Source organism: Plantactinospora soyae (genome assembly GCF_014874095.1).
Lineage (GTDB): Bacteria > Actinomycetota > Actinomycetes > Mycobacteriales > Micromonosporaceae > Plantactinospora > Plantactinospora soyae.
Window position 1 is genome coordinate 2,148,338 of record NZ_JADBEB010000001.1, and the last position, 20,602, is coordinate 2,168,939.

Annotated in this window: 18 protein-coding genes; 7 read left to right on the forward strand and 11 right to left on the reverse strand. The window is 69.6% G+C overall.

What is annotated here, in order from left to right; all coding sequences use genetic code 11:
• Positions 1 to 41 precede the first annotated feature (41 nt).
• Entirely contained in the window at positions 42 to 845 is an 804-nt protein-coding gene (locus H4W31_RS09625; protein WP_318783113.1) for an alpha/beta fold hydrolase, read from the forward strand.
• Positions 846 to 850: 5 nt separating this feature from the next.
• Positions 851 to 1,624 (forward strand): MerR family transcriptional regulator, encoded by a 774-nt coding sequence (locus H4W31_RS09630; RefSeq protein WP_192766340.1) that lies wholly within the window; start codon positions 851 to 853, stop codon positions 1,622 to 1,624.
• 168 nt (positions 1,625 to 1,792) lie between these two features.
• Here H4W31_RS09630 and H4W31_RS09635 read toward each other — a convergent pair whose 3' ends face one another.
• Positions 1,793 to 2,947 (reverse strand): serine hydrolase domain-containing protein, encoded by a 1,155-nt coding sequence (locus H4W31_RS09635; RefSeq protein WP_225945461.1) that lies wholly within the window; start codon positions 2,945 to 2,947, stop codon positions 1,793 to 1,795.
• A gap of 177 nt (positions 2,948 to 3,124) precedes the next feature.
• Positions 3,125 to 3,784 (reverse strand): response regulator transcription factor, encoded by a 660-nt coding sequence (locus tag H4W31_RS09640; protein ID WP_192766341.1) that lies wholly within the window; start codon positions 3,782 to 3,784, stop codon positions 3,125 to 3,127.
• 367 nt (positions 3,785 to 4,151) lie between these two features.
• On the opposite strand from H4W31_RS09640, the gene H4W31_RS09645 reads away from it, so the two are divergent.
• Together H4W31_RS09645 and H4W31_RS09650 are read left to right on the forward strand one after the other, a co-directional pair.
• Complete coding sequence (locus H4W31_RS09645) at positions 4,152 to 4,916, forward strand: ABC transporter ATP-binding protein (protein WP_192766342.1); 765 nt, start codon at positions 4,152 to 4,154, stop codon at positions 4,914 to 4,916.
• Positions 4,917 to 4,919: 3 nt separating this feature from the next.
• A complete protein-coding gene (locus tag H4W31_RS09650; protein ID WP_192766343.1) occupies positions 4,920 to 7,454 on the forward strand; it encodes an FtsX-like permease family protein in 2,535 nt (844 codons plus the stop codon).
• 930 nt (positions 7,455 to 8,384) lie between these two features.
• Here the strand turns inward: H4W31_RS09650 and H4W31_RS09655 are convergent.
• The 9 genes from H4W31_RS09655 to H4W31_RS44165 form a co-directional block, all read right to left on the reverse strand.
• A complete protein-coding gene (locus H4W31_RS09655) occupies positions 8,385 to 8,780 on the reverse strand; it encodes an NUDIX hydrolase (RefSeq protein ID WP_192766344.1) in 396 nt (131 codons plus the stop codon).
• A gap of 16 nt (positions 8,781 to 8,796) precedes the next feature.
• The gene (locus H4W31_RS09660) at positions 8,797 to 9,816 is read right to left on the reverse strand and encodes a hypothetical protein (RefSeq protein WP_192766345.1); all 1,020 of its coding nucleotides are present in this window, start codon (positions 9,814 to 9,816) and stop codon (positions 8,797 to 8,799) included.
• Between the two features lie 12 nt (positions 9,817 to 9,828).
• Entirely contained in the window at positions 9,829 to 10,422 is a 594-nt protein-coding gene (locus H4W31_RS09665; RefSeq protein WP_192766346.1) for a thiamine pyrophosphate-dependent enzyme, read from the reverse strand.
• Positions 10,409 to 10,918 carry a thiamine pyrophosphate-binding protein gene (locus H4W31_RS09670; RefSeq protein WP_192766347.1) on the reverse strand — a complete coding sequence of 170 codons (510 nt, stop codon included), beginning with the start codon at positions 10,916 to 10,918 and terminating at the stop codon, positions 10,409 to 10,411. Before H4W31_RS09670 ends, H4W31_RS09665 begins: the two co-directional genes overlap by 14 nt.
• Positions 10,915 to 11,484 carry a GTP cyclohydrolase I gene (gene folE, locus H4W31_RS09675; RefSeq protein ID WP_192766348.1) on the reverse strand — a complete coding sequence of 190 codons (570 nt, stop codon included), beginning with the start codon at positions 11,482 to 11,484 and terminating at the stop codon, positions 10,915 to 10,917. Before folE ends, H4W31_RS09670 begins: the two co-directional genes overlap by 4 nt.
• Complete coding sequence (locus tag H4W31_RS09680) at positions 11,477 to 11,782, reverse strand: cupin domain-containing protein (RefSeq protein ID WP_192766349.1); 306 nt, start codon at positions 11,780 to 11,782, stop codon at positions 11,477 to 11,479. Before H4W31_RS09680 ends, folE begins: the two co-directional genes overlap by 8 nt.
• 78 nt (positions 11,783 to 11,860) lie before the next feature.
• Positions 11,861 to 12,289, reverse strand: a complete 429-nt coding sequence (locus H4W31_RS09685) for a hypothetical protein (protein ID WP_192766350.1) — start codon at positions 12,287 to 12,289, stop codon at positions 11,861 to 11,863.
• Positions 12,290 to 12,421: 132 nt separating this feature from the next.
• On the reverse strand, positions 12,422 to 13,378 hold the full coding sequence (locus tag H4W31_RS09690; protein ID WP_192766351.1) for a hypothetical protein: 957 nt from the start codon (positions 13,376 to 13,378) through the stop codon (positions 12,422 to 12,424).
• Positions 13,378 to 13,995: a thymidylate synthase gene (locus H4W31_RS44165; protein ID WP_192766352.1), complete on the reverse strand. Its 618-nt coding sequence runs from the start codon at positions 13,993 to 13,995 to the stop codon at positions 13,378 to 13,380. The genes H4W31_RS09690 and H4W31_RS44165 overlap by 1 nt, the downstream gene beginning before the upstream one ends.
• A 763-nt stretch (positions 13,996 to 14,758) precedes the next feature.
• Between H4W31_RS44165 and H4W31_RS09700 the strand changes: the two genes are divergently transcribed.
• Genes H4W31_RS09700 through H4W31_RS09710 form a run of 3 tightly spaced genes read left to right on the forward strand, consistent with a single transcriptional unit; the run spans position 14,759 to position 20,507 of the window.
• Positions 14,759 to 15,517 carry an RNA polymerase sigma factor gene (locus tag H4W31_RS09700; RefSeq protein WP_192766353.1) on the forward strand — a complete coding sequence of 253 codons (759 nt, stop codon included), beginning with the start codon at positions 14,759 to 14,761 and terminating at the stop codon, positions 15,515 to 15,517.
• Positions 15,517 to 16,734 carry a CU044_5270 family protein gene (locus tag H4W31_RS09705; RefSeq protein ID WP_192766354.1) on the forward strand — a complete coding sequence of 406 codons (1,218 nt, stop codon included), beginning with the start codon at positions 15,517 to 15,519 and terminating at the stop codon, positions 16,732 to 16,734. The genes H4W31_RS09700 and H4W31_RS09705 overlap by 1 nt, the downstream gene beginning before the upstream one ends.
• Complete coding sequence (locus H4W31_RS09710) at positions 16,731 to 20,507, forward strand: S8 family serine peptidase (RefSeq protein WP_192766355.1); 3,777 nt, start codon at positions 16,731 to 16,733, stop codon at positions 20,505 to 20,507. The genes H4W31_RS09705 and H4W31_RS09710 overlap by 4 nt, the downstream gene beginning before the upstream one ends.
• The last annotated feature ends 95 nt before the right edge of the window (positions 20,508 to 20,602 follow it).

Sequence of the window (20,602 nt, forward strand, 5' to 3'; positions counted from 1 at the left end):
GGCTTGACCTTGACCTTAGGGTCAGGGTCGATGCTGGTGGCGTGACGAACTCGAACGCGATTTCCTCGGTCTGGACTGGCATGTTGCCGGTGGAAGACACCGCGCTGGCCGTGACAGACACTGGCGGGACAGGTATCCCCGTGGTGTACCTGAACGGTTCCTACGCCAGCCAGCGGCACTGGCGGCCCGTCATCAAGGACCTGGGGTCGGGGTGGCGACACATCACCTACGACGAGCGGGCTCGCGGCAGGTCGAAGAAGTCGGCGGACTACTCCTTCGAGGCGTGCGTCCGCGACCTCGACGCCGTCCTGAAAGCCAGGGAGGTGGAGAAGCCGCTCTTGGTGGGCTGGTCCTACGGCGCGTTGCTCGGGGTGGTGTGGGCCGCTCGGAATCCGGGTCGTGTCGCGGGCGTGGTCGGAGTCGACGGCCCTTTCCCGTTCGGCTGGACCGACGATGCCGGCCATGAATACATTCGTCGGGGATTCCGTAAGGCCCGGTGGTTGTTGCCGATGGTGCGCCTCGTCGGCAACGCCGCGCGGATGAGTGCCGAACAGCATGCCGACATCAACATCGAGGCCCACATAATCCACGCCGCCCTCGAACCGGTCCTGGACAGCCTGACCGTCCCGGTCCGGTACGTGGTCGCCTCCGGGGAGGCACTGGGGAGCAAGGAGGATTGGCAGGAAAAGATGCGTACTACCCTTGACCCGGTGCTCGCCCGCAACCCGAACCTCGCGATAAGTGCGAAGGTCGCCAGCAACCACGGCACGATCGTGCGCAAGGACTTCCGCGCCATCGCCGGGGCCACCCGCGAGCTCGCCGCCCTCACCCGCGAAAGTCGCTGACGAGCATGGCCAGCGGCGTCACGATCGGCCAGGCGGCGGGCTTCGTCGGCGTCACGATCAAGACCATTCGCCACTACCACCGGCTCGGTCTGGTCGACGAACCGCGCCGCGACGGTTCTGGTTACCGCCGCTACTCCTCGTCCGACCTGCTGCGGCTCGTCCAGGTCCGGACGCTGTCCGAGTCCGGCGTACCGCTGTCCGAGATCGGCGCCCTGCTCAGCGCCGATCCGCAGCGGTTCGCCGCCAACCTGGCCGAGGTCAAACGGCGGCTGACCGAGCGGATCGAGGGACTGGCCGCGCGCCGCGACTCGCTGGACCGGCTGGCCAACAGTGACCAGGCCCTGTTGCCCGACCGGGCCTGCGCGTTGTTGGACCGGGCCGCCGAACTCGGCTTCACCCCGGACGAGGTGGCCGCCAACCGCGAGGGCATGGTGCTGGCCAGGGCCCTGGTTCCCGACGGCTTCGACGACTTTCTCACCGGGGGCGAGCACGCCCTCGACGACACCCGGTTCGTCGCCTTGAACAAGCAATGCTGGGCCGCCAAGGACTGGGAACCCGACGATCCCCGTATCGAGGAACTCGCGACCGCCGTGGCCGACCGCTTCCTCGCCAACCCCGCGTTGCTCGCGATCCCGAATGGCCTCCAGGCCCGCACTGACGCCGTTCGATACGGTTTGCTCAACCACCATGGTGAAGACCATGCACCCGCCATGGCCCGACTGACCACGCTGGTCGAGACGAAACTGCGCTGCGCCGGCGTAGACATCCCACACCAATAACCGCAGCCCCGGAGTCTCCGCAGCCGAATCCGAACGGCGGCTCACGGCCGTAGGCTCCGAACTGACGAGGGCCGAGGACGGCTCCGGCAGCCTGTCCTCGACCCTCGTGGGTAACGCGCCTGATCTTGCTGCCCTGTGCCTGACGTCAGCGGCGGGCGTCGTCGTGGCCTACTTGCAGAGGGCGGTATCCAGGGCGGCCTCGATGTGCTGAGCGGCGGCAAGTGACGTGGGGAGCCCGGTGACGGCGATGGCGGCGGCCCGCCCGTCGCTGGTCGCGGCGTTGCTGGTGATGTAGCCAGGCGAGCTGCCGCCGTGCGTCCAGGCGAAGCCTCCGCAGCTCAGCTTGAAGGTGGCGAGGCCGAGTCCGTAGCGGGACTCTCCGGTGAGGTCGAATTCGGGCGCCTCGACGGTCGTCTGCATCTGCTGGAGCTGCTCCGGCTCGAGCAGCTCGCCGTCGAGCAGTGCGGCGAGGAAGCGGTTGAGGTCGCTGGGAGTGCCGACAAGCTGTCCGGCCGCCCACGCCATGGACGGGTCGTTCTCGGTGACGTTGACCCAGGAACCGTCGGCGGCCGGCCAGTAGCCCTGGGGGTGGCGTTCCTGGATCGTCTGGTCGCCCAGCGCCGGCCAGTACGTGTGGCGCAGGCCGATCCGGTCGATGATCCGCTTGGTGATCTCCTCGCCGATCGGGCGGCCAGTGACCTTCTGCACGATGAGGCCGGCCAGTATGTAGTTGGTGTTGCTGTAGCTCCAGCTGGTGCCGGGGGCGAAGAGGGCCTTCTTCGCCAGTCCGACGTCGAGCAGCTGCCGCGGCTCGAAATAGGTGTGCTGCACCTTGAAGTAGTCCTGTGCCAGCACGTCGTCGTAGTCGGCCAGGCCGCTGGTGTGTTGCAGGATCTGCCGGACGGTGATGTCTCGGCCGTCGATGCCGTCGCCGCGGACCAGATTCGGCAGATAGGTCTCGACCGGCGCATCGAGGTCGATCTTGCCTTCGCCGACCAGTTGCAGCACCACTGTGGCGGTGTACATCTTGGTGTTGCTGGCGATTCGCACCTGTCCGTCAACGGGCACCTTCGCCCCCGTTTTCAGGTTGCCCACCCCGGCCGTGTAGTTGCGCATCCGCCCGTCGGGGCCGCGGACCGACGCCAACGCGCCGGGGAAGTTGTCGTCCCGGACCAGTCCGTCCAGGCTCTGTTGGACCACGTTGTCCCGGCGCGGGGTGCTGGCCTCGGAGGCGCTGGCTTGAACCGCGGTCAGCCCGGTGGCCAGGGCAAGGGCGGTCAGCGTGGCGGCGGCCCGACGACGGTTGAACAGCAGATGGGACATGGCGACACCTTCGATTTGTTGGGATCGTTTTCGACGTGTTCAGCATGTCGGGGCGGCGACGGCCTATCGATCCACTGCACTGGAAACCGTTGGTATAGCCAGCACTACGAACGCTCACGAACCGCAGTCGAATGCGGACAGCCGCGATCAACGAGTGATCAAGGCCGGATCCGAGGGTCAGGCTCGGCGTTGGGCGTCTTCGAGGTGGCGCAGGACGGCGGTGACCCGCCGGTCCGCCCGGTCGGTGGGCGGGAGGTCGAGCTTGGCGAAGATGCTCCGGATGTGCTTGTGTACGGCGCCGTCGGTGACGAAGAGCCGTTCGGCGATCGCCGCGTTGCCCAGCCCTTCGGCCATCAGTGCCAGCACGTCGCGTTCCCGGGGACTCAGGCGTTCCAGCGCTGTGTTCGGCCGCGTCCGGGCGAACAGTTGGGCGACGACGTCGGGATCGATTGCCGTACCCCCGTTGGCCACCCGGTGCAGGGCCTCCAGGAACTCCTGGACCCGTCCGACCCGTTCCTTGAGCAGATAGCCCAGGTGGGAGCTGCCCTGGGCGAGCAGTTCGGTGGCGAACGCCTGCTCGACGTACGCCGAAAGCACGAGTACGGCCAGCCCAGGCTGGCGCCGCCTGGCCTCGACGGCCGCCACGATGCCCTCGTCGGTGTTCGTCGGCGGCATCCGCACGTCCACGATGGCGACATCGGGCTCGTGTGCGTCGATGGCGGCCAGGAACTCGTCAGCGTCGCCGGCGGTGGCCACCACGTCGAGGGCCTCCGCGCGTAGCAGCAGCGCGAGGCCCTCGCGCAGGATGAAGTCGTCCTCGGCGATCACAATCCGCATGGCAGGCTCACGGTGACAGTGGTGGACCCGCCCGCAGGACTGGCCAACTCGAATGTTCCGTCGTGCGCGTCGACCCGACGGCGGATCCCTGCGAGGCCCGACCCGCTAGCGGGTGATGAGACGTCGTGGCTGTCGTAGTCAGCGGGACTCAGCATCCGCACCTCCTTCGACCGAAGGTCGCAGTTCCAACGCATCGGAAAGCTCCTATGGTTTGGAGACGATAGGACACCAGCCGGGCCCGGTGGATGCCGGGGGTGTGGTGGTGCCTGCGCTACCCCCGACCGGCAGCGGCCTTCATTGAGGCGGATCTCTGATCTTCCTACCGTCAGGGAGTCCCGAATGAGACTCTCTCCGGAAGGCACCCACCATGTCAGTGACCTCGGCCGACGACGCCGTCAGTGTCGAACGTGTCAGCAAGACGTACGGCGGTGAGCAGCCTGTCGTGGCGCTGGCCGACGTCGACGCCCGGTTTCTCCGGGGGACGATGACGGCGGTGATGGGACCGTCCGGCTCCGGCAAGAGCACGCTGCTGCACTGCGCGGCGGGCCTGGACCGGCCCACGTCGGGCGTGATCCGGATCGGCGGTACCGACCTGTCGTCCATGTCCGAGAAGCAGTTGACCAAGCTGCGTCGCAGCCGGATCGGCTTCGTGTTCCAGGCGTTCAACCTGGTGGGCGCGCTGACCGTGGAGCAGAACATCCTGCTGCCGTCGCGACTCTCGCGCAGCCGCCCGGATCGGGCCTGGCTCACCGAGGTGGTCGAACGGGTGGACCTGGGCAACCGGCTGCGGCACCGGCCGTCGGAGCTCTCCGGTGGCCAGCAGCAGCGGGTGGCCATCGCCCGCGCGCTCGTCACCCGGCCCGAGGTGATCTTCTGTGACGAACCGACCGGCGCGCTCGACACGCAGACTGCGGCGGAGGTCCTGGGGTTGCTGCGATCGGTGGTCGACGAGGCCGGGCAGACCGTCATCATGGTGACCCACGACCCGGTCGCCGCGTCCTACGCCGACCGGGTCATGGTGCTCGCCGACGGCCGGATCGTGCAGGACATGCCGCAGCCCGGAGCCGAGCGGATCGCCGAACAGTTGGCGCTGCTCGGCCGCCGGCAGCCCGTCGCGAGCCGGGAGGGCTGAGCCATGCTCGGACTGGCCGCGCAGATGCTGCGCTTCCGCAAGCGCAGTTTCGTGGCGACGTTCGTCGCGCTCGCCGCCGGCGTCATGATCCTGATGGCGTGCGGGCTTCTGGTGGAATCGGGGCTGCGCTACCACGGCCTGCCGCAGCGGTACGCCGAGACGGTCGCCGTCGTCGCCAACCGCGACCTCACGGTGGTCGGACCGAAGACGTTCGGCGAGGAGGAACCCACCTCCACCACGGTGGCGCTGCCCGAACGCGGCAGCGTCCCGGACTCGCTGGTCGCGGCGATCGCCGAGGTGCCCGGCGTGGCCAGCGCCGTAGGTGATCATTCGATCGTGGCGACGGTGGCAGCGTCGCCGGGGTTGCCGACCACGGGCCACGGCTGGGGCAGCGCCGCCCTCGCACCGTACCGGGTGGCCTCCGGCACGCCACCGCGGTCCGACGGTGAGATCGCCGTCGACGCCCGGCTCGCCGCGGGCGGGCGGCTGAGTCCCGGCGACATTACAGCGATCATCACCGGGGGGACCGCCCACGAGTACCGGGTGAGCGGTGTCGTCGAGGCGGCTGGCGCGGACGGCCCGACAGCGGCACTGTTCTTCACCGATGCGCGGGCGGCTCGGCTGAACGCGCACCAGGGCAACGTCGACGCGATTGGCGTGCTCGCCGAGCCGGGTGCCGACCGGTCGGCTGTAGTGGCGGCGGTGCGCCGGGTGGCGGCCGAGGCGGGAGCCAAGACGTACACGGACGCCGAGCGGGGACTGGTCGAGCAGCCCGAGGCGGCGGGCGCGCGGGGGTTGATCGTCGGGGCCGGCACCGCGTTCGGCGGCTACGCCGCGATGATCATCATCTTCGTGGTCGCCGGGACGGTCGGCCTGTCGGTCCGGCACCGCCGCCGCGACCTCGCCCTGCTGCGGGCGATCGCGGCGACCCCGGGCCAGGTGCGGCTGATGATCCTCGGCGAGGTGGGCCTGCTCAGCCTGCTCGCCGCCGTGGTGGGCATCCCGGCCAGCCTGGCCGCCACCGCCTGGACCCGGGACGAACTGGTAACCCGAGGGTTCGTCCCCGAGACCTTCACCCTGGGCGGCGGCATCCTGTCGGCGCTGGCGGTGACCGTGGCGGTGGCCGCCATCGCGCTGGCCTCCGCCTGGATCGCCGCGCTGCGTACCACCCGGATCCGCCCCACCGAGGCGCTGGGCGAGGCGGCCGTCGAGCCGACACTCGGCGGCAGGACCCGGGTCGTGTTCGGCCTGGTGTTCCTGGCCAGCGCGGTGTCCCTGATCGGCCTTACCGGCTTCGCCACCGGCCAGACCGCGATGGGCGCCGCGGTGGGCATGCTGTACACGTTCGTGCTGGCGATCGCACTCCTCGCCCCGTGGATCAACCAGGCCGCCGCCCGGCTGCTCGGGCCGGTCCTGCGGATCGTCTGGGGGAACAGCGGATACCTGGCCGCCGCGAACATGCGGGCGAACGCCCGCGGCATGGTCGCCGTGCTGACCGCGCTGGTGCTCTCCGTCGGTTTCGGCGGCTCGGTCTGGTTCCTACAGGACAACCTGGCACGCCAGACGGTGGTCCAGAGCCAGGACGGCTCGCTCGCCCAACAGGCGCTGATCGGCGGCGCCGGCCTGCCCGCGTCGGCCACCGCCAAAGCCCGCCAGATCCCGGGGGTCCTCGCCGCAACCGGAGTGCGCCGCACGTCGGTGATCGTGCCCAACATGTTCGAAGCCCAGGCGGTGGTCGCGCAGGGCATCGACCCGCAGGGTGCGGACCAGACGATGGATCTCCGGGTACGGTCGGGAAGTCTCGGCGATCTGCGTGGCGACACCGTGGCGGTGTCCAGTTCGCAGGCGGAGTCGTCGGACTGGCGGCTCGGCGGCGACGCGCGACTGTGGCTCGGCGACGGCACGCCGGTCACCCTGCGGGTCGTCGCGATCTACGACCGGGGCTGGGGATTCGGTGACATCACCCTGAACAGCGAGACGCTCACCGGCCACACCGTGACCGGCCTCGACGACCGCGTCCTGATCCGTACCGCGCCCGGTGCCGACGTCGGCGCGGCCCTGGCGAAACTCGCGGCCGAGTATCCGGCGAGCACCGTGGTCGGCACGGACCAGCTCACCGGCGAGCTCGCCCAGGACCTGGCGATCAGCGCCTGGCTGAACAAGCTGCTGATCACCGTGCTGGTCGGGTACGCGGTGCTCGCGGCGGCCAACACGCTGAGCATGGCGGCCCTGGCCCGGACCCGGGAACTGTCCCTGCTGCGCCTGATCGGGGTGACCCGCGGCCAGGTGAAGCGGATGGTCTACGCCGAACAGGCCGGCCTGCTGGGTGTGGCAATCTCGATCGGTGCGACGATCGCGGCGGTCACCCTCTCCTCGATCGTCAACGCCGTGGCCGGACAGCGCATCCCGTACGTTCCAACCGCCGGCTGGATCACCATTGTCGGCGGTACCGTCGCGCTCGCGCTGGTCGCTACGATGCTGCCGATCGGCCGGCTGCTGCGCACCCCGCCGGTCGAGGGCGTCGGCATCCGCGAGTAGGCCCGCTCCGCTGCCTCAACCGGAAGCCCTGGTCGGACCTGGCGTCTGACCAGGGCTGTTCCACATCAGAGCCCGGCGCCTCGTCAGGCGGGGCGGCTTCACCCGACGGTCTCGCCCCCGAGGTCGACGCGGAATGAGCGCAGCAACGGCACCGAGTCGTGGGCCGCCCCGGCGGTATGGATCTCTAGCAGCGGCGGCCCAGCGCGATGCGGTTTTGGTTGGCGCGGCGGGCGGCCGGATGAGGACCAGGTGCATCTCGACGGCGTCGACTGGACGCTCCGCGAGGCGGCACCGGCAGCGCCACCATGAGCGCACCGAGCTGACCCCGCGGGGCCAGGCTGTCGTGCGCCGGTCTACAAGAAATGCGTGTACCGCGTCGCGATTTCCTCCGTTGGATTTATGAACGGTCGCCGAACTTGATCGACATACGTCCAGTAGCCGCCGGACGTTTCGGCGCCCCGGTCTTAGTAGCAGCGGGCTAACCCTGTGACGTGGGCGACCGTCCACTCACGGTAGTCGAGGATGTCGCCGCACCTCGCCAGGACGCGGCGTTTGGCCCACTGAGGAGCAGACACCCGGCGATCAACGGGATCTTGCGGATCGGGGTGCTAGGCGGCGGGTACCCCGGCTCATCACCGCAATCGCGGACGCGGCACGGGCTGAGCTGACGAGATCGCCGGGCCCGAGCTGCGCAGCATCCGCACCGCCGACGCGGTGGACTACCGGAACCAGCGCAGCGCCTGCGGCAAGGTGGCCGGCGAGTTGCTCGGTCCGCCAGAGAAGCCCATTGATCACGTGACGTTGATCGCGCCATCGGCTCCCCCGCTGGGGTGTCATGGAAGGCGGCAACGGTTCCAGTCGAGCGCACTCGTCATCACTAAGATCCCGGTCACGCCATACGCGACGACCGAGAAGATCCGTCAGATATCTCTAGAGTTCGCCACGTTTGCGCAGCCAGTCAAAGATCAGCTTGTCTACCGTGGACGACATCTCCCTACCGGAATAGTCGAGCCAGGACATCTCTTCGATCTCCGCGCCGGGCGTGAGTTCACCCTTGTATTCTGCCCGGTAGCAGGTCATCCGGACGATGACGCCCTCAGCCTTTCCGTGCGCCTGGGCCTCGAAGACCTCCATCGGCTCAATCGATCCGTCGATCAGTTCGACGCAGAGTTCTTCCCGGATCTCCCGCTTGAGGGCCTCGTGATCCGTCTCGCCCTCGTCCCGCTTGCCCCCCGGTATGTACCACGCGTCCTTGCCGTATGACCTGGTGCTCAGGACCTTGCCGTCCGTCACGTGCACCCACGCGAGCTTGTCAATGACCTTCATTATCACCCTCGGTTATTCAATCGATTATTGATTTGATACGGTCGCGGTGGGCACAGCATTGTGCAAGCAGAGTTGTCGAGTCAAGTGGGCGCGCGGTGGGCTGGGGCCCGCCCCGGCCGCCGCCATGATCGACTTCCACAATCGCGGGAAAGTCGTTCTTGACTCCGAGATGGTGCCGGATCAGTTTCGGCTCGGCGGCAAATTCATCGCATAGCTCGGTCCAGTAATCGAGCAGGCTGCGGAGGTGTTCGGCCGGGGAGAACCCGCGCAGGCCACCGTCGTAGACGACGCACCGTTCCAGCAGGGCGATCGGGTCGCGGGCGGACTCAGCCCGGAACTCCGGTGCGATCACACCGCCGCGCCGGACAAAGTCCGTCTGGTCGAGGTGGAAGGGCAGCCCGTATGCGCTGCGGTAAACGCCGAAGAGCCCTTCGAGCGCGACGACGGTCAGCATCGTCGCCGGGTTAGTCAGGGCCAGTCGGGCGGCCAGCTCATCGAGCCGCCGCACCGCGTCGGCGGTGCCGATGGTGACTACGACGATCCGGGGCGGCAGCAGCGCCGGATTGGCGGCGGCGAGGAGCGAGAGTGCGTTGGCGAGGGTACGGCCCGTGGCGGCGATGTCGCCGACGCAGAGCACGGCCGACCCGGCCAGGTTGAAGCGGCGGTAGTCGTCGCCCGTGACGACCGGTCGCCCCCGTGCGACGCTGCGCTGGCTGCTCAGGAAGCTCACCCGGCACGCGCGCCCGGACAGCTCCTCCAGCACGCCGTGCAGTCCGAAGTTCAGCCCGCCGCGTAGGATGTAGAGCACGTCCGCCGGTGTTGCGGCGAGGGTCCGGGCCAGGTCGGCATCGTGTCGCAGCAGCGCGCCGAGCGCCTCGGCGCAGCAGCGCCGCAGGAGGTCCTGGAAGGCCGAGCCGACCAGGGTCGAATCGCGCAGCAGCCGACGACCGGGCGGGCACGAAAAGACGTACGCCCCGAGCCGACCCGCCCACTCGAGCCGGTGTAGACCCGTCACCCCGGCCGGTGCGAGTCGCATCAGCGCGTCACCTCAGAACTTCCGGGCCGGCACACTCGGACGTACCCCGTACCGGAGGTCCAGCATCCGGCGGTACGCGTGTACCGCCTCGCGGCCGTTGTTAGTCCCGATCGGGGCCGGCAGCGGGGTCTCGTCGCGGACAACGAGCCGCACCACGCCGACCGGTGCGGAGGCCGCGAGCGCCGCTGCGACCTCGACGGGTCGGTACGCCTGCCCGAAGGGCAGACTGAACGCGCCGACCAGGGCTGGCCAGTCCAGCGGGAAGTGACGGGAGGGGAGGTTGCCGCCCGACTCGTACCGCTCGTTGTCGAGGACCACGGCGGTGAACCCGCCGAGCCGCCCGCGCAGGCTGGCCAGGGTGGCCAATCCGGCCAGCCCGAACAGTAGGGAACCGTCCCCCTCGACCGAGAGGACCCGGCCGGCCGGTCCGAGCCCGAGGGCGAGTCCCGACGCGACCGGGAGCACATCGCCGAGCGCGTCCAGGTGCAACGTCCGCTCCGGCCAGTACTGGCCAGCGGTCCAGCCGGCCCGGCCGACCCCGGCGACCACCGCCACGTCCCCGCCCACGGCCTCGCGCACCGCGCCAACGGCCTCAGCCGAGTTCACGCCGCAGCCCCTTCAGCAGCTCGGGGGCGGCCACCACGACGGCGGAGCGCATCCGGGTCGCGACCACGTCGAGCCCGCCGCGCAGTGCCCGGGTCAACTCGGTCGGAGTCGCGGCCACCGTGCCGACGAGGGCGAAGAGCGAGATCAGCCCGCGCATATGATCGGAATGGTACTGGGCCCACCAGTTCGGGTCGCCGTACCCGCCGCGGTCGGAGACGAGCGTCAGCAGCGGCAGTTGGTGCAGCACCACGAGCCGCGCGATGGTCTCACCGGCCGCCCGCAGACCCGAGTTCTCCATGCAGACCAGGGGACGGCGCCCGGCGAGGGCCAGTCCGACCGCCATGGCGACCGCCTGGGACTCGTGCACGGTCTGGAGGTAGTCCAGATCGGTCGTCTCGACCACCCGGCGGACGACCGGCGTCAACATCGAATCCGGAACGGTGACGACACAGTCGATCTCCGCAGGAAAGAGGCTCTCCCACTCGAAGCGCCTCACCGCGGCGCGCTTCCGACGGGAAGGTCACGCCACTGGCCGAGGCTGCCGCGGGCGTACGTCGTGGTGTTCCAGACCTCCTGCTTGTTCGGGCCGCGCCCGCAGACGCAGAGGTGCTGCGCAGTGGTGCGGACGAAGGCTCCTCTGGCGTGCACCGCGTCCATCAGGTCCTCGCAGAGATCGCGGGCTAGGAATTCCTGGATCTGAAACCGCCGCGCCCGCATCTCCACTAGGCGTGGCAGCTTGCCGATACCAAGGATCACGGCGCCGGGTTGGTAGGCCATCGCTACGTGGCCGAAGAACGGGAGCAGGTGGTGCGCGCAAAGCGACACGAAGGGAATGTCGTGGGCCGTCACGACGCCGTCGTACTCGACCGTGGGATCGAGTACGACGGTGACCTTGATGAGGTCGGCCCGGTTGATCCGGTAACCGGAGAGCAATTCCCGGTAGGCGTTGGAGATTCGTTCCGGCGCCTCCGCCTGGGAATCGACGATGGCGGCGGCGACCTCGGGGAGATCGGGGTGCAGCGACGCGATCCAGTCGTTGAGAGCCTGTTGCGGATCACCCATGAGGGTCAAGGAACTCTACGATGACGTTCTGATACACGGAGTCGCCGAGATTGACGAGCCGATGCGGTTCATTGTCAGATCGACGACAGGAGTCGCCGACCTTGTCGTCCTGGTATTCCAGCCGGCCATCCTGGTACTCCGTCGCCACCGGCCCGGCACGGGTCACGACGTAACGGTAGGGGGCGCGATGAGTGTGCCACGGAGAAGACGCCTGCGGCGGCAGGTCGAGTATCCACACCCGTAGGTTTTCGTCCTCGAAAACAACCTCGGTACCGACCTGGTCATTTGCAGGATCCACCGGTTCACCGCGCTTTCGTGATCCTCCGCCGCGAAACTTCGGCGGGTTCAGTTATTGCAACGCTAGATGAGCCTGAAACTACGTTTCTACATCGACGCCCGCCGCTCGGTCAAGTGCCCGCCGAAGCTCCTGGAATTCCCGGTACGGCAGATCTGGCGCAAGCCGGCTTAGCTGCCACACGAGGGCGTTGGCGGCATTTCGCTCACGAGCCGGACCGATCTGGTCGTCGAGGCTACCCAGAATCCAGAGATAGAGAATCGCCAGCGGATACGCGGTGTCGGCGATGTCGAACCGGAGGCCGAACACGTCCTGTACCGATTCCGGCAGGTCGAAGTTGCGGCCATCGGAGTGGCAGGAGTGCAGCTCGCGGGAGAGTGTGGCCAGGGAGCGCCGTTCGGCGCCGTCCGTGACCCGCCAGCCGATGTGCTGCCCGACTGACAGATCGACCCCGGCGCGGATGATGGTTCGGCACATCTCCTGGCCGATCCCCCCGATCACCAACGGCATCGAACTCTCCTCCCTGGCTGATCTCGGCTGCTGTGCCGGCCTTAACTGGCAACGAGAGCGATTGGGCCACTGTCTCAAACCACCGTCATGTCGACAATCTAGACGCACCATCCCAACCGCCGGATCAAGTCTTCATGCGCGGATCCCCCTCTGATAGAGCGAACGTTCCAGGTGCATCAGCAGCAGGTACGGCCGCAGTTCCTGGGCGATGCGCCGCCAACGAAACGCCTTGGTGCCATACTTCAGCACGATGCTGGCGGGGACGGTGGCGCCGAGTACGTCCCAGATGATCTCGCCGCTGATCTCGGGGCCCAGCTGGGGCAGCGCGTACTCCGCCGAGATGGCCCGGTACCGGTTCGTGATCTCTCGGGCGGTGGCTTCGGGGGTCAGCACCGGGTCCACACCCCGGGCGACCGCAAGCAGCGACTCGTCGAGCAATAGACGGAAGTCGCGGCTGAACCGGCGGCACTCCTCGACCTGGTCGGCCGTGAGTCGCGTCAGCGAGCCGAGCTGCATCTGGGCGATGACGTCCCGCACCACCGCAGTCTGGAAACTTCCCCCAGAGCTGCCGCGGAAACTCCTGGTCAGCGCGGTACGCACCGCCGGGTTGGTCAACATGCCGTCCTGGTTGAGCTCGCTCGAGATCACGAGCGACGCGAGGTGGTTCCGCAGACCCACTATCTCGGCCGTTCCTTGCCGCAGCTTCATCGGTGCACCCGACTCACCGCCATAAGCCAGTTCCCGCACCGAACGCATCACCTCGTCCATCTCGCCCAGTCCGGCGCCGAGGGTCGCGGTGGGCAGGACCAGATCGCTGGGGCGCCGCGTTCCGTCGGCGGCGGTCGGCGTATGGACCTCCCCCGAGTCGTCCACCTCGTACTCGTGCGCCCAGAGCTTCACGAAACCCTGGTCCCGCAGCTCCAGGACGCGGTGTTCGATCAGCGCGGCGTCGGCCCGGTCCGTCGGGGCCACCTCGTACGACGACCGGATCGCGATCGAGTCGGCGAAGAAAACGACCGCCTGCAGGACCCGGTCCAGCGTGTCGTACCCGACGAGCCCGCTGTCCAGCATCGTGAGCGATCGTTCCATCACTGCCTCGTGAGATAGGTCAGGAAGTCAACCTCGTAAAGATGGGCGCTCCAGCACTGGTACGACACCGTGCTGCGCCGCACGCCGAGGTCAAGCGCGAATTCGGTGGCGAGTTGCGCGAAGGCGAGTAGTTCCGGCACGAAGCCGACCCAGACGTCGACGCTCCGCGCGGTCACGAAGAGGTGGAGCGTGTCGGAGACCACCCGCACCGCACCACCGACCGGCGAGACGGGAAAGGCCGCCTCCAGGTCGGCCGGGGGCAGCCAGGTGGAGAAGACCGCGGAGCGGCTGCTGGGTTCCCGGCGCAACAGGTCGGTGATGTGTTCGAGCTGGTCGAACGCGTCGAGGTCGTCCTCGCGCCACCGGCGCATGCGCTGGAACAACAGCGATTTGTCGCGCTGCGTACCGAAGAGCCGGTCCCGGTAGTCCTTGATGAGTTCCGGGTACCGATAGTCGGCCGGAGCGGTGAGATCGTTCGGATTGTCTAGCCACACCGTAAGACCGGGCAGGTCGAACGAGATTCCGTGCCGGGTGGCGACCCGGGTCGGTCCACCGCTCCGGAACAGATCCAATACCTGTGGCCAGCCGGTTTCTACGGTCTCAATCGTGACTTCCACGCATAAGCCCCCAGCCGCTACGATCTTTCGTCACCGGCACACCAGGTCCGGTACGTCCGGTGTGGGCGACGTTACCGGATGATGCCGATCGATCAAAGGATCCGACCGGACGATGCGCGGTACCTCCCCTCGGTCTTTCCATCGCGCCGACCGGTTTCCACAGGTCGGAAAGCGGTGCCACCAGCGGGCGGGCTCTACCGTCCCAAACTCGTTTGATGGCCGTGACCCGGGCTTTCGAAGATCACGTCGGTCTGCCTCGGTGCTACTCGTTGATCAAGCGTGCTTGAAATGGTCTACGTAATGACCGACCACGGCCAGCGCGTGCCGCTTGCTTCAGATCAGAACGTGATCGGTGCACTTGCCGTGGGCGCTGCGCCCCAGCGTTCGATGAAGCAGTTCGCCCGCAGGGTGCGGGGCGGGCCTTGGTCACCATGATGCCCTCGGTAGCGGGAATCTCGCCTAGAAGGCGAAGAGGATTGCGCACAGCACCTTGCGGTCGGCCAAAGGCTTCCGGCCGGGAACCGGTCGCGATCCACGTATGGCGCACCTTCGAGCAGCTCAGGGGGTTCTTTCCCGGCAGTCGCACCCCTCTCGGTGATGCGACGACGGTGTTCCACGCCGAACTCCAGATCTGACGGGGAGGCCGTGCCGGGGGCACACTCGCGAGGATCGCGGGACGCCAGCCGTCGGGCGCGAAGGGGAGCACGGTCATCGGGCGTAGAGGGGTGTCGGACACATGACGCTCCCTGGAGGACAACTATCCATGACCGGACCCCCTCTCGTGACCGCGCCACCCGTGTGTGCGGTCGACCCCGGCTCCCTGGCCGGCACCGACCCGCCCGACGACGTCGCAGCGGTGGCCGACGCCGTCCTGATCAGGCAGTCGCGCACCGAGCCGGAAAGGTTTGCGCTGCTCTTCGATCGGTACTACCCGGAGATCCACCGGTTCGCCGCGAACCGGCTCGGCCCGACCGCCGCCGACGACCTGGCGGCGGAGACCTTTCTGATCGCCTTCGTCAAACGGGCCCGCTTCGATACCGGTGATCCCGCCGACGACGACGGTGCCCCGGCCGACCGTGCCGGTGACGCCGGCACCGGTCGCGAAGCCAGGGAATCAACCGGGGAGTGCGTACCGGGCGGGCACGTCCGGGCGTGGCTGTACGGCATCGCCACGAACCTCGTCCGCCGCCAGCGGCGTAGCGAGCAGCGACGCTACCGGGCACTGGCCCGGGCGCCGCGGGACTCCTCCGTCGTCGGTCACGACGAGCGGATAGCCGCGATGGTCAGCGCGCAGAGCGTGCAGCGTGATCTGGCCGGGGCACTGGCCTCACTCTCGGCCCGGGACCGGGACGTACTCCTGCTCGTCGCGCTCGGCGAACTCACCTACCACGAGGTCGCGGCAGCCCTGGAAATTCCGTACGGCACGGTCTGTTCCCGGCTCAGTCGGGCGCGTCGCAAGGTGCGCAAGGCGCTCGGCGACACCGATCCGACCGGCCACGATCGAGACCTGGGGGACCTGTGATGGACGAAGTGCGGATGATTCGCGACGTACTGGGGAAGGCTCCGGCACCGTCCGCCGAGGCGGTGGCCCGGGCCCGGGCGGCCCTGTTGGTGCAGGCTCGGACCGACTCCGCAGCGACCCGGACGGGCGACGTGGCGACCCGGACGGGCGACGTGGTGGCGCAGGGGCGCCGCCGTGCCGCAGCGGTGCGTACCCGGCCGGCGGGCCGGAGTCACCGGCTCGGCGCCCGGTGGTGGCACTGGTCGCTCGGCGGGCTCGGCATCTCGGCTGCGGTTGCTGCGGCGCTGGTCGTACCGGCGATCCTCGGTCCGTCGACGGGTCCCGGCGACCCGGACCGGGGTGGGGTGGCCAGTCTCCCGATCGGCGACGGCGACGACGCCGGGACGGTGCTGCGGCTGGCCGCCGCGAACGCCCGGCTCGACCCGGCCGTCGAGGTCCGGCCGGGGCAGTTCATCTACCGGGTGATCGCCGAGGGGTCCCTGTCGGTGATCGGCGACGTCAAGGCTGACGGGCCGGTGGCCAGGATCTGGGTGGTCCGCCGGCACGAGATGTGGTACACCGTCGAGGGCCTGCGGTCTGCACAGCTCCGGATCACCGAGGGGGCCAGCCGCACCCCGCTGACCCCGGCGGACGCCGAGGCGGCCCGCAAACTCGGGTACGACCTGACCGCCCCACCGAGGGTCGAGGAGCACGGTCCGGCGCCCGACTACCAACCGCCCGCCGACTGCGAGAGCTGTCCGGCGGTCCGAGACCCGGGCGAGCTGTACCGGCCGACGCCGGCATACCTGGCGAGCCTGCCGACCGATCCGGCCCGGCTACTCGACACCCTGCGGCAGGCGGTCGGCGACCAGAACAAGCACTCTGCCGACCAGCAGGTCTTCACCGCGGTCCTGGACCTGCTCCAGGAGGCCGCTCCGATCATGCCTCCGAAGGTTCGGGCGGCCCTCTACCAGGCGGTCGCACTGATTCCCGGAGTCGAGCGGGTCGATGGCCGGGTCGATCTGGCTGGTCGGCAGGGTGTCGCGATCGGCCGGGACGGTGAGTCGACCGGGGACGAGACCAAGCGGGAGGAACTGGTCTTCGACACCGCCGGACGTGAACTCCTCGGCTTCCGTACGGTGCAGATCCGGACGGCACGCGGCATACCGGCCGGGACCGTGGCGGCAGAGGCCGTGCCCACGTTCACCATCGTCGACCGGGTCGGTGAGGTCCGATGACCGCCGGAAAGAAGCGTTTTCGGGTCGGCGGACGGAGACTACTGGCCGTCGGACTGTCCGTGGCGGCGCTGCTCACGGTCGTGCCGTCGTACGGGGCGGCCAAAGCCCCTTCCGTCGGATCGACGGGGAACTCCGGCGACGGCGGGACGTCTGGTGCCGGGCGGGGCGTGCCGAGGACCGCCGGCACGGTGACGCTGATCACCGGGGACGTGGTCCGGCTCGATGGGGACGGCGAACCCTCGGTTACGCCGGGTACCGGGCGGGACGTGTCCGGCCCGGTCCGGCCCCGGACCGTCTCGTACGCCCGCTACCAGCGCGACGGCGCCTGGTACGTGGTCCCCACCGACGCCGTACCCCTGCTCCGGGCGGACCTGCTCGACGAGCGGCTGTTCGACGTCACGGGCCTGCTGGCGCAGGGGTACGACGACAGTGCCAGCCGGGTACTGCCGCTGCTGGTCCAGTACGTCGACACCGGCCAGGCCCGGCGGGCGGTCCCGTTGGCGGGAACCAGGGCTCGCCGGGTGCTGCCGGGGCTGAACCTGACCGCGAACGACCAGCCGAAGGCGACGGCAGCCCGGTTCTGGGCGGACCTGGTCCGGCAGGCGAATCCGGGGGCACGGAGCATCCCCGGCGGCGTCCGGAAGGTGTGGCTGAACGCCCGTTACCGGGCGACCCTGCAACGGAGCGTGCCGCAGATCGGCGCACCCGCGGCCTGGCAGGCGGGCTACACCGGTGCCGGCGTCACGGTCGCGGTCCTCGACTCCGGGTACGACACCGACCATCCGGATCTGGCCGGTCGGGTGTCGGCGGCGGAGGACTTCACCGGGACGGGGAGCGTCGAGGACCAGTTCGGCCACGGCACGCACGTGGCGGCGACCGTCGCGGGCTCGGGGGCGGGCGGTCGGCATCGCGGCGTCGCCCCGGACGCGAAGCTGGCGGTGGGCAAGGTCCTCGACGACTCCGGTCATGGACCCGAGGAGTGGATTCTCGCCGGCATGGAATGGGCGGTCACCAAGGCCGGTGCGAAGGTGGTGAACCTGAGTCTCGGCGGCGCCCCGAGCGATGGCACCGACCCGGTCAGCCAGGCGGTCGACCGGCTCAGCGCCGAACACGGCACGCTTTTCGTGGCCGCCGCCGGCAACAGAGGAGCGTACGCGCCGGTGTCGGCTCCGGCCAGCGCCGACGCGGCGCTCGCCGTCTCCAGTGTGGACTCGGCCGACCGGATCAGCGAGTTCTCCAGCCGGGGACCCCGGGTCGGGGACGGGGCAGTGAAACCGGAGCTGGCCGCGCCGGGGGAGGCGATCCTGGCCGCCCGGGCGACCGGGGCGTACCCGGGGATCGCCGGTGATCCGGACCACGTGCCGCTCTCCGGCACCTCGATGGCCGCGCCGCATGTCGCCGGAGCGGCGGCGATCCTCGCACAGCGGCACCCCGACTGGTCCGGTACGCAGCTCAAGGCGGCCCTGGTCGGCACCGCGACGCCGGCCCGGGAGTCCCGGGTCTTCGACGTCGGCGCCGGCCGGCTCGACGTGGCCCGGGCCGTCATCCAGCCGGTACGGGCCGAGGTGGCCAGCCTCAACATGGATCTGGCCTGGGGGGCGCCGGGCGGCACCCGGGAACTGACCTACCGCAACGACGGGTCGATGCCGGTCACGCTGCGGCTGACGCTGAGCCTGGCCGATGCCGCCGGTCGGCCGGCCCCGCCGGGACTGGCCACGCTCGGCGCGACGACCCTCACCGTGCCGGCCCGGGGCAGTGCCTCCGTTCCGGTGCGGATCGCAAGTCAGCGAAGGGTCGGGACGTACGGCGGGGTCGTGGTCGCCACCGCCGCCGACACCAGCGTCCGCACCCCGGTCGGGGTGCGGCAGGCCCCCGAGACGCACGAGGTCACCGTCCGGCCGCTGGACCAGCATGGCAAGCCCACCGAGGCCACCACCACGATGGTGGTCGGCACCGACGCCCAGAACACCGGGTTCCGGGAGATCACGTACGGCACGGAGCCGGTGTCGGTGCCCGCCGGGCGGTACGCCCTGCTGGCCAGCACGGATCTGCCTCCACTGTTGAACGGAGGGACTCGGAACGCCGCGCTCGGCCATCCGGGCCTGACGATCGCCGACGACACCACGGTGACCCTGGACGCCCGGTGGGCCCGCGCCGTACCGCTCGGCGTGGCCGACCAGCCGGCGGCAACCGACGGGATGCGGCAGATCGTCATGGCTGCGCGGTTCGCCGGCAGCCCGCTCGACGCCAGCATGGCAAACCTGACCAATGCAGGCTTCGGTGAGGTGTTGGTGGGCACCGCACCCGGGGTGAGCGCCGAGGAGTTCAGCCTCAGCGACGCGGCCGTCCTGGAACGGCCGATGCTGGAGCTGTCGGCGACCGCACCGGAGCAGTTTCCGGTTTGGGCTGGCTGGCTCTGGCGACCCGGATCGACGCCACCCTTCGAAGGGACCGCGCGACTTCCGGCCGTCCGGGTCGGAGTCGGTCCGGCCGGGAAACTGCCCGACGTGGACGTCAGCGGCGCGCTCGCCGTGCTCACCTCCACGGACGACGTGGTGGAACCGTTCGCGCTGGCCCCGGTGGTACGGCAGCTCAAGGAGCGGGGCGCCCGGATGGTGCTGACGGCGACCAGAGAGTTCGATTGGGACGACGAGCCGCTCGCGCTGCCAACCATCGAGTCGGGACCCGGCGTTCCGGGGCTCGACCGATTCGTCGAGCTCGCCGATGCCGGGGGGCTCTTCGCGACCGTGACCGGGCAGCCGGTCAGTCCCTATCGTTACCAGCTCGTCAACCATGTTCGGGGCGCGGTCCCGGCTAACCTGGCGTACCGGCCGACGACCGCGGAACTGGCCGCCGTCCCGACCAGCTACCACGACGCGGGCGAGGGGGTCCGGTACAGCCGTGCGTACCTCCAGCTCGGCGACGGATCTCACGGGGTGAACATGACGGTGCCGGTGTTCGCGCCGCTGCGGCGTACCGAGTACTACACCCCGGGCAACTGGGCCATGCTGCTCGACAACAACGTCCTGTTCGACGGGGCGAGGGCGATGCTGAACCTGCGGCCGGGAGACAACCCTGCGGTCAGTTGGGACAACTCCGTGGTAGGCCCGGCGTTGACCGGACCGACCTGGGACAACCAGGGCAACCCGTGGGTGAGCCGGCACGGGGACATCGTCGACGTGACGTTGCCGATGTTCACCGACGGCAGCGGCCATCCGAGAGCCGTCGCGGCAGACGACGACAGCCCCACGGGCAGCACCAGCCTGTACCGGAACGGGCAGCTTCTCGGCACCGTCGCCGAGCCGGGGCGGGGGCAGTTCGCCGTACCGGCCGGAGCGGCGACGTACCGGCTCACCGCCTCGGCGACGCACAACTCGCCGACCTGGCGGTCGAGCACGATGGTCAGCGGGTCGTGGACCTTCCGGTCCGGTACGTCATCGGCCCGGCAGCCACTGCCACTGCTGGGAGTGCTCCTCGACGCACCGGTCGACCTGCACAACACCGTGCCGGTCGGTGACCGCCGCCCGGTGCGGATGTCGGTGCACCGGCAGGACGGGGTGGCAGAGCGACCGGTGGTGACGGTGACCGTCGCCGCCTCGTACGACGACGGCCGGAGCTGGCACGCGGTGCCGGTCAGCCGGGACGGTGCCGGTTGGCTGGCGTTGGTGCCACACGGCCGGGCCGGTCACGTGTCGCTGCGGGCGAACGTCGCCGACGCGGACGGCAACACGGTGGAGCAGACGGTGATCCGGGCGTACCGGGTCGGCGGATAGCGCGGTGGGTGGGGATTCCGTTGGTCGGCGGTGACCGCGGGATCCCCACCGTCTTCGGCGCGATATCCAGGCGTGGGCATCGGGCCGGTGGCGGC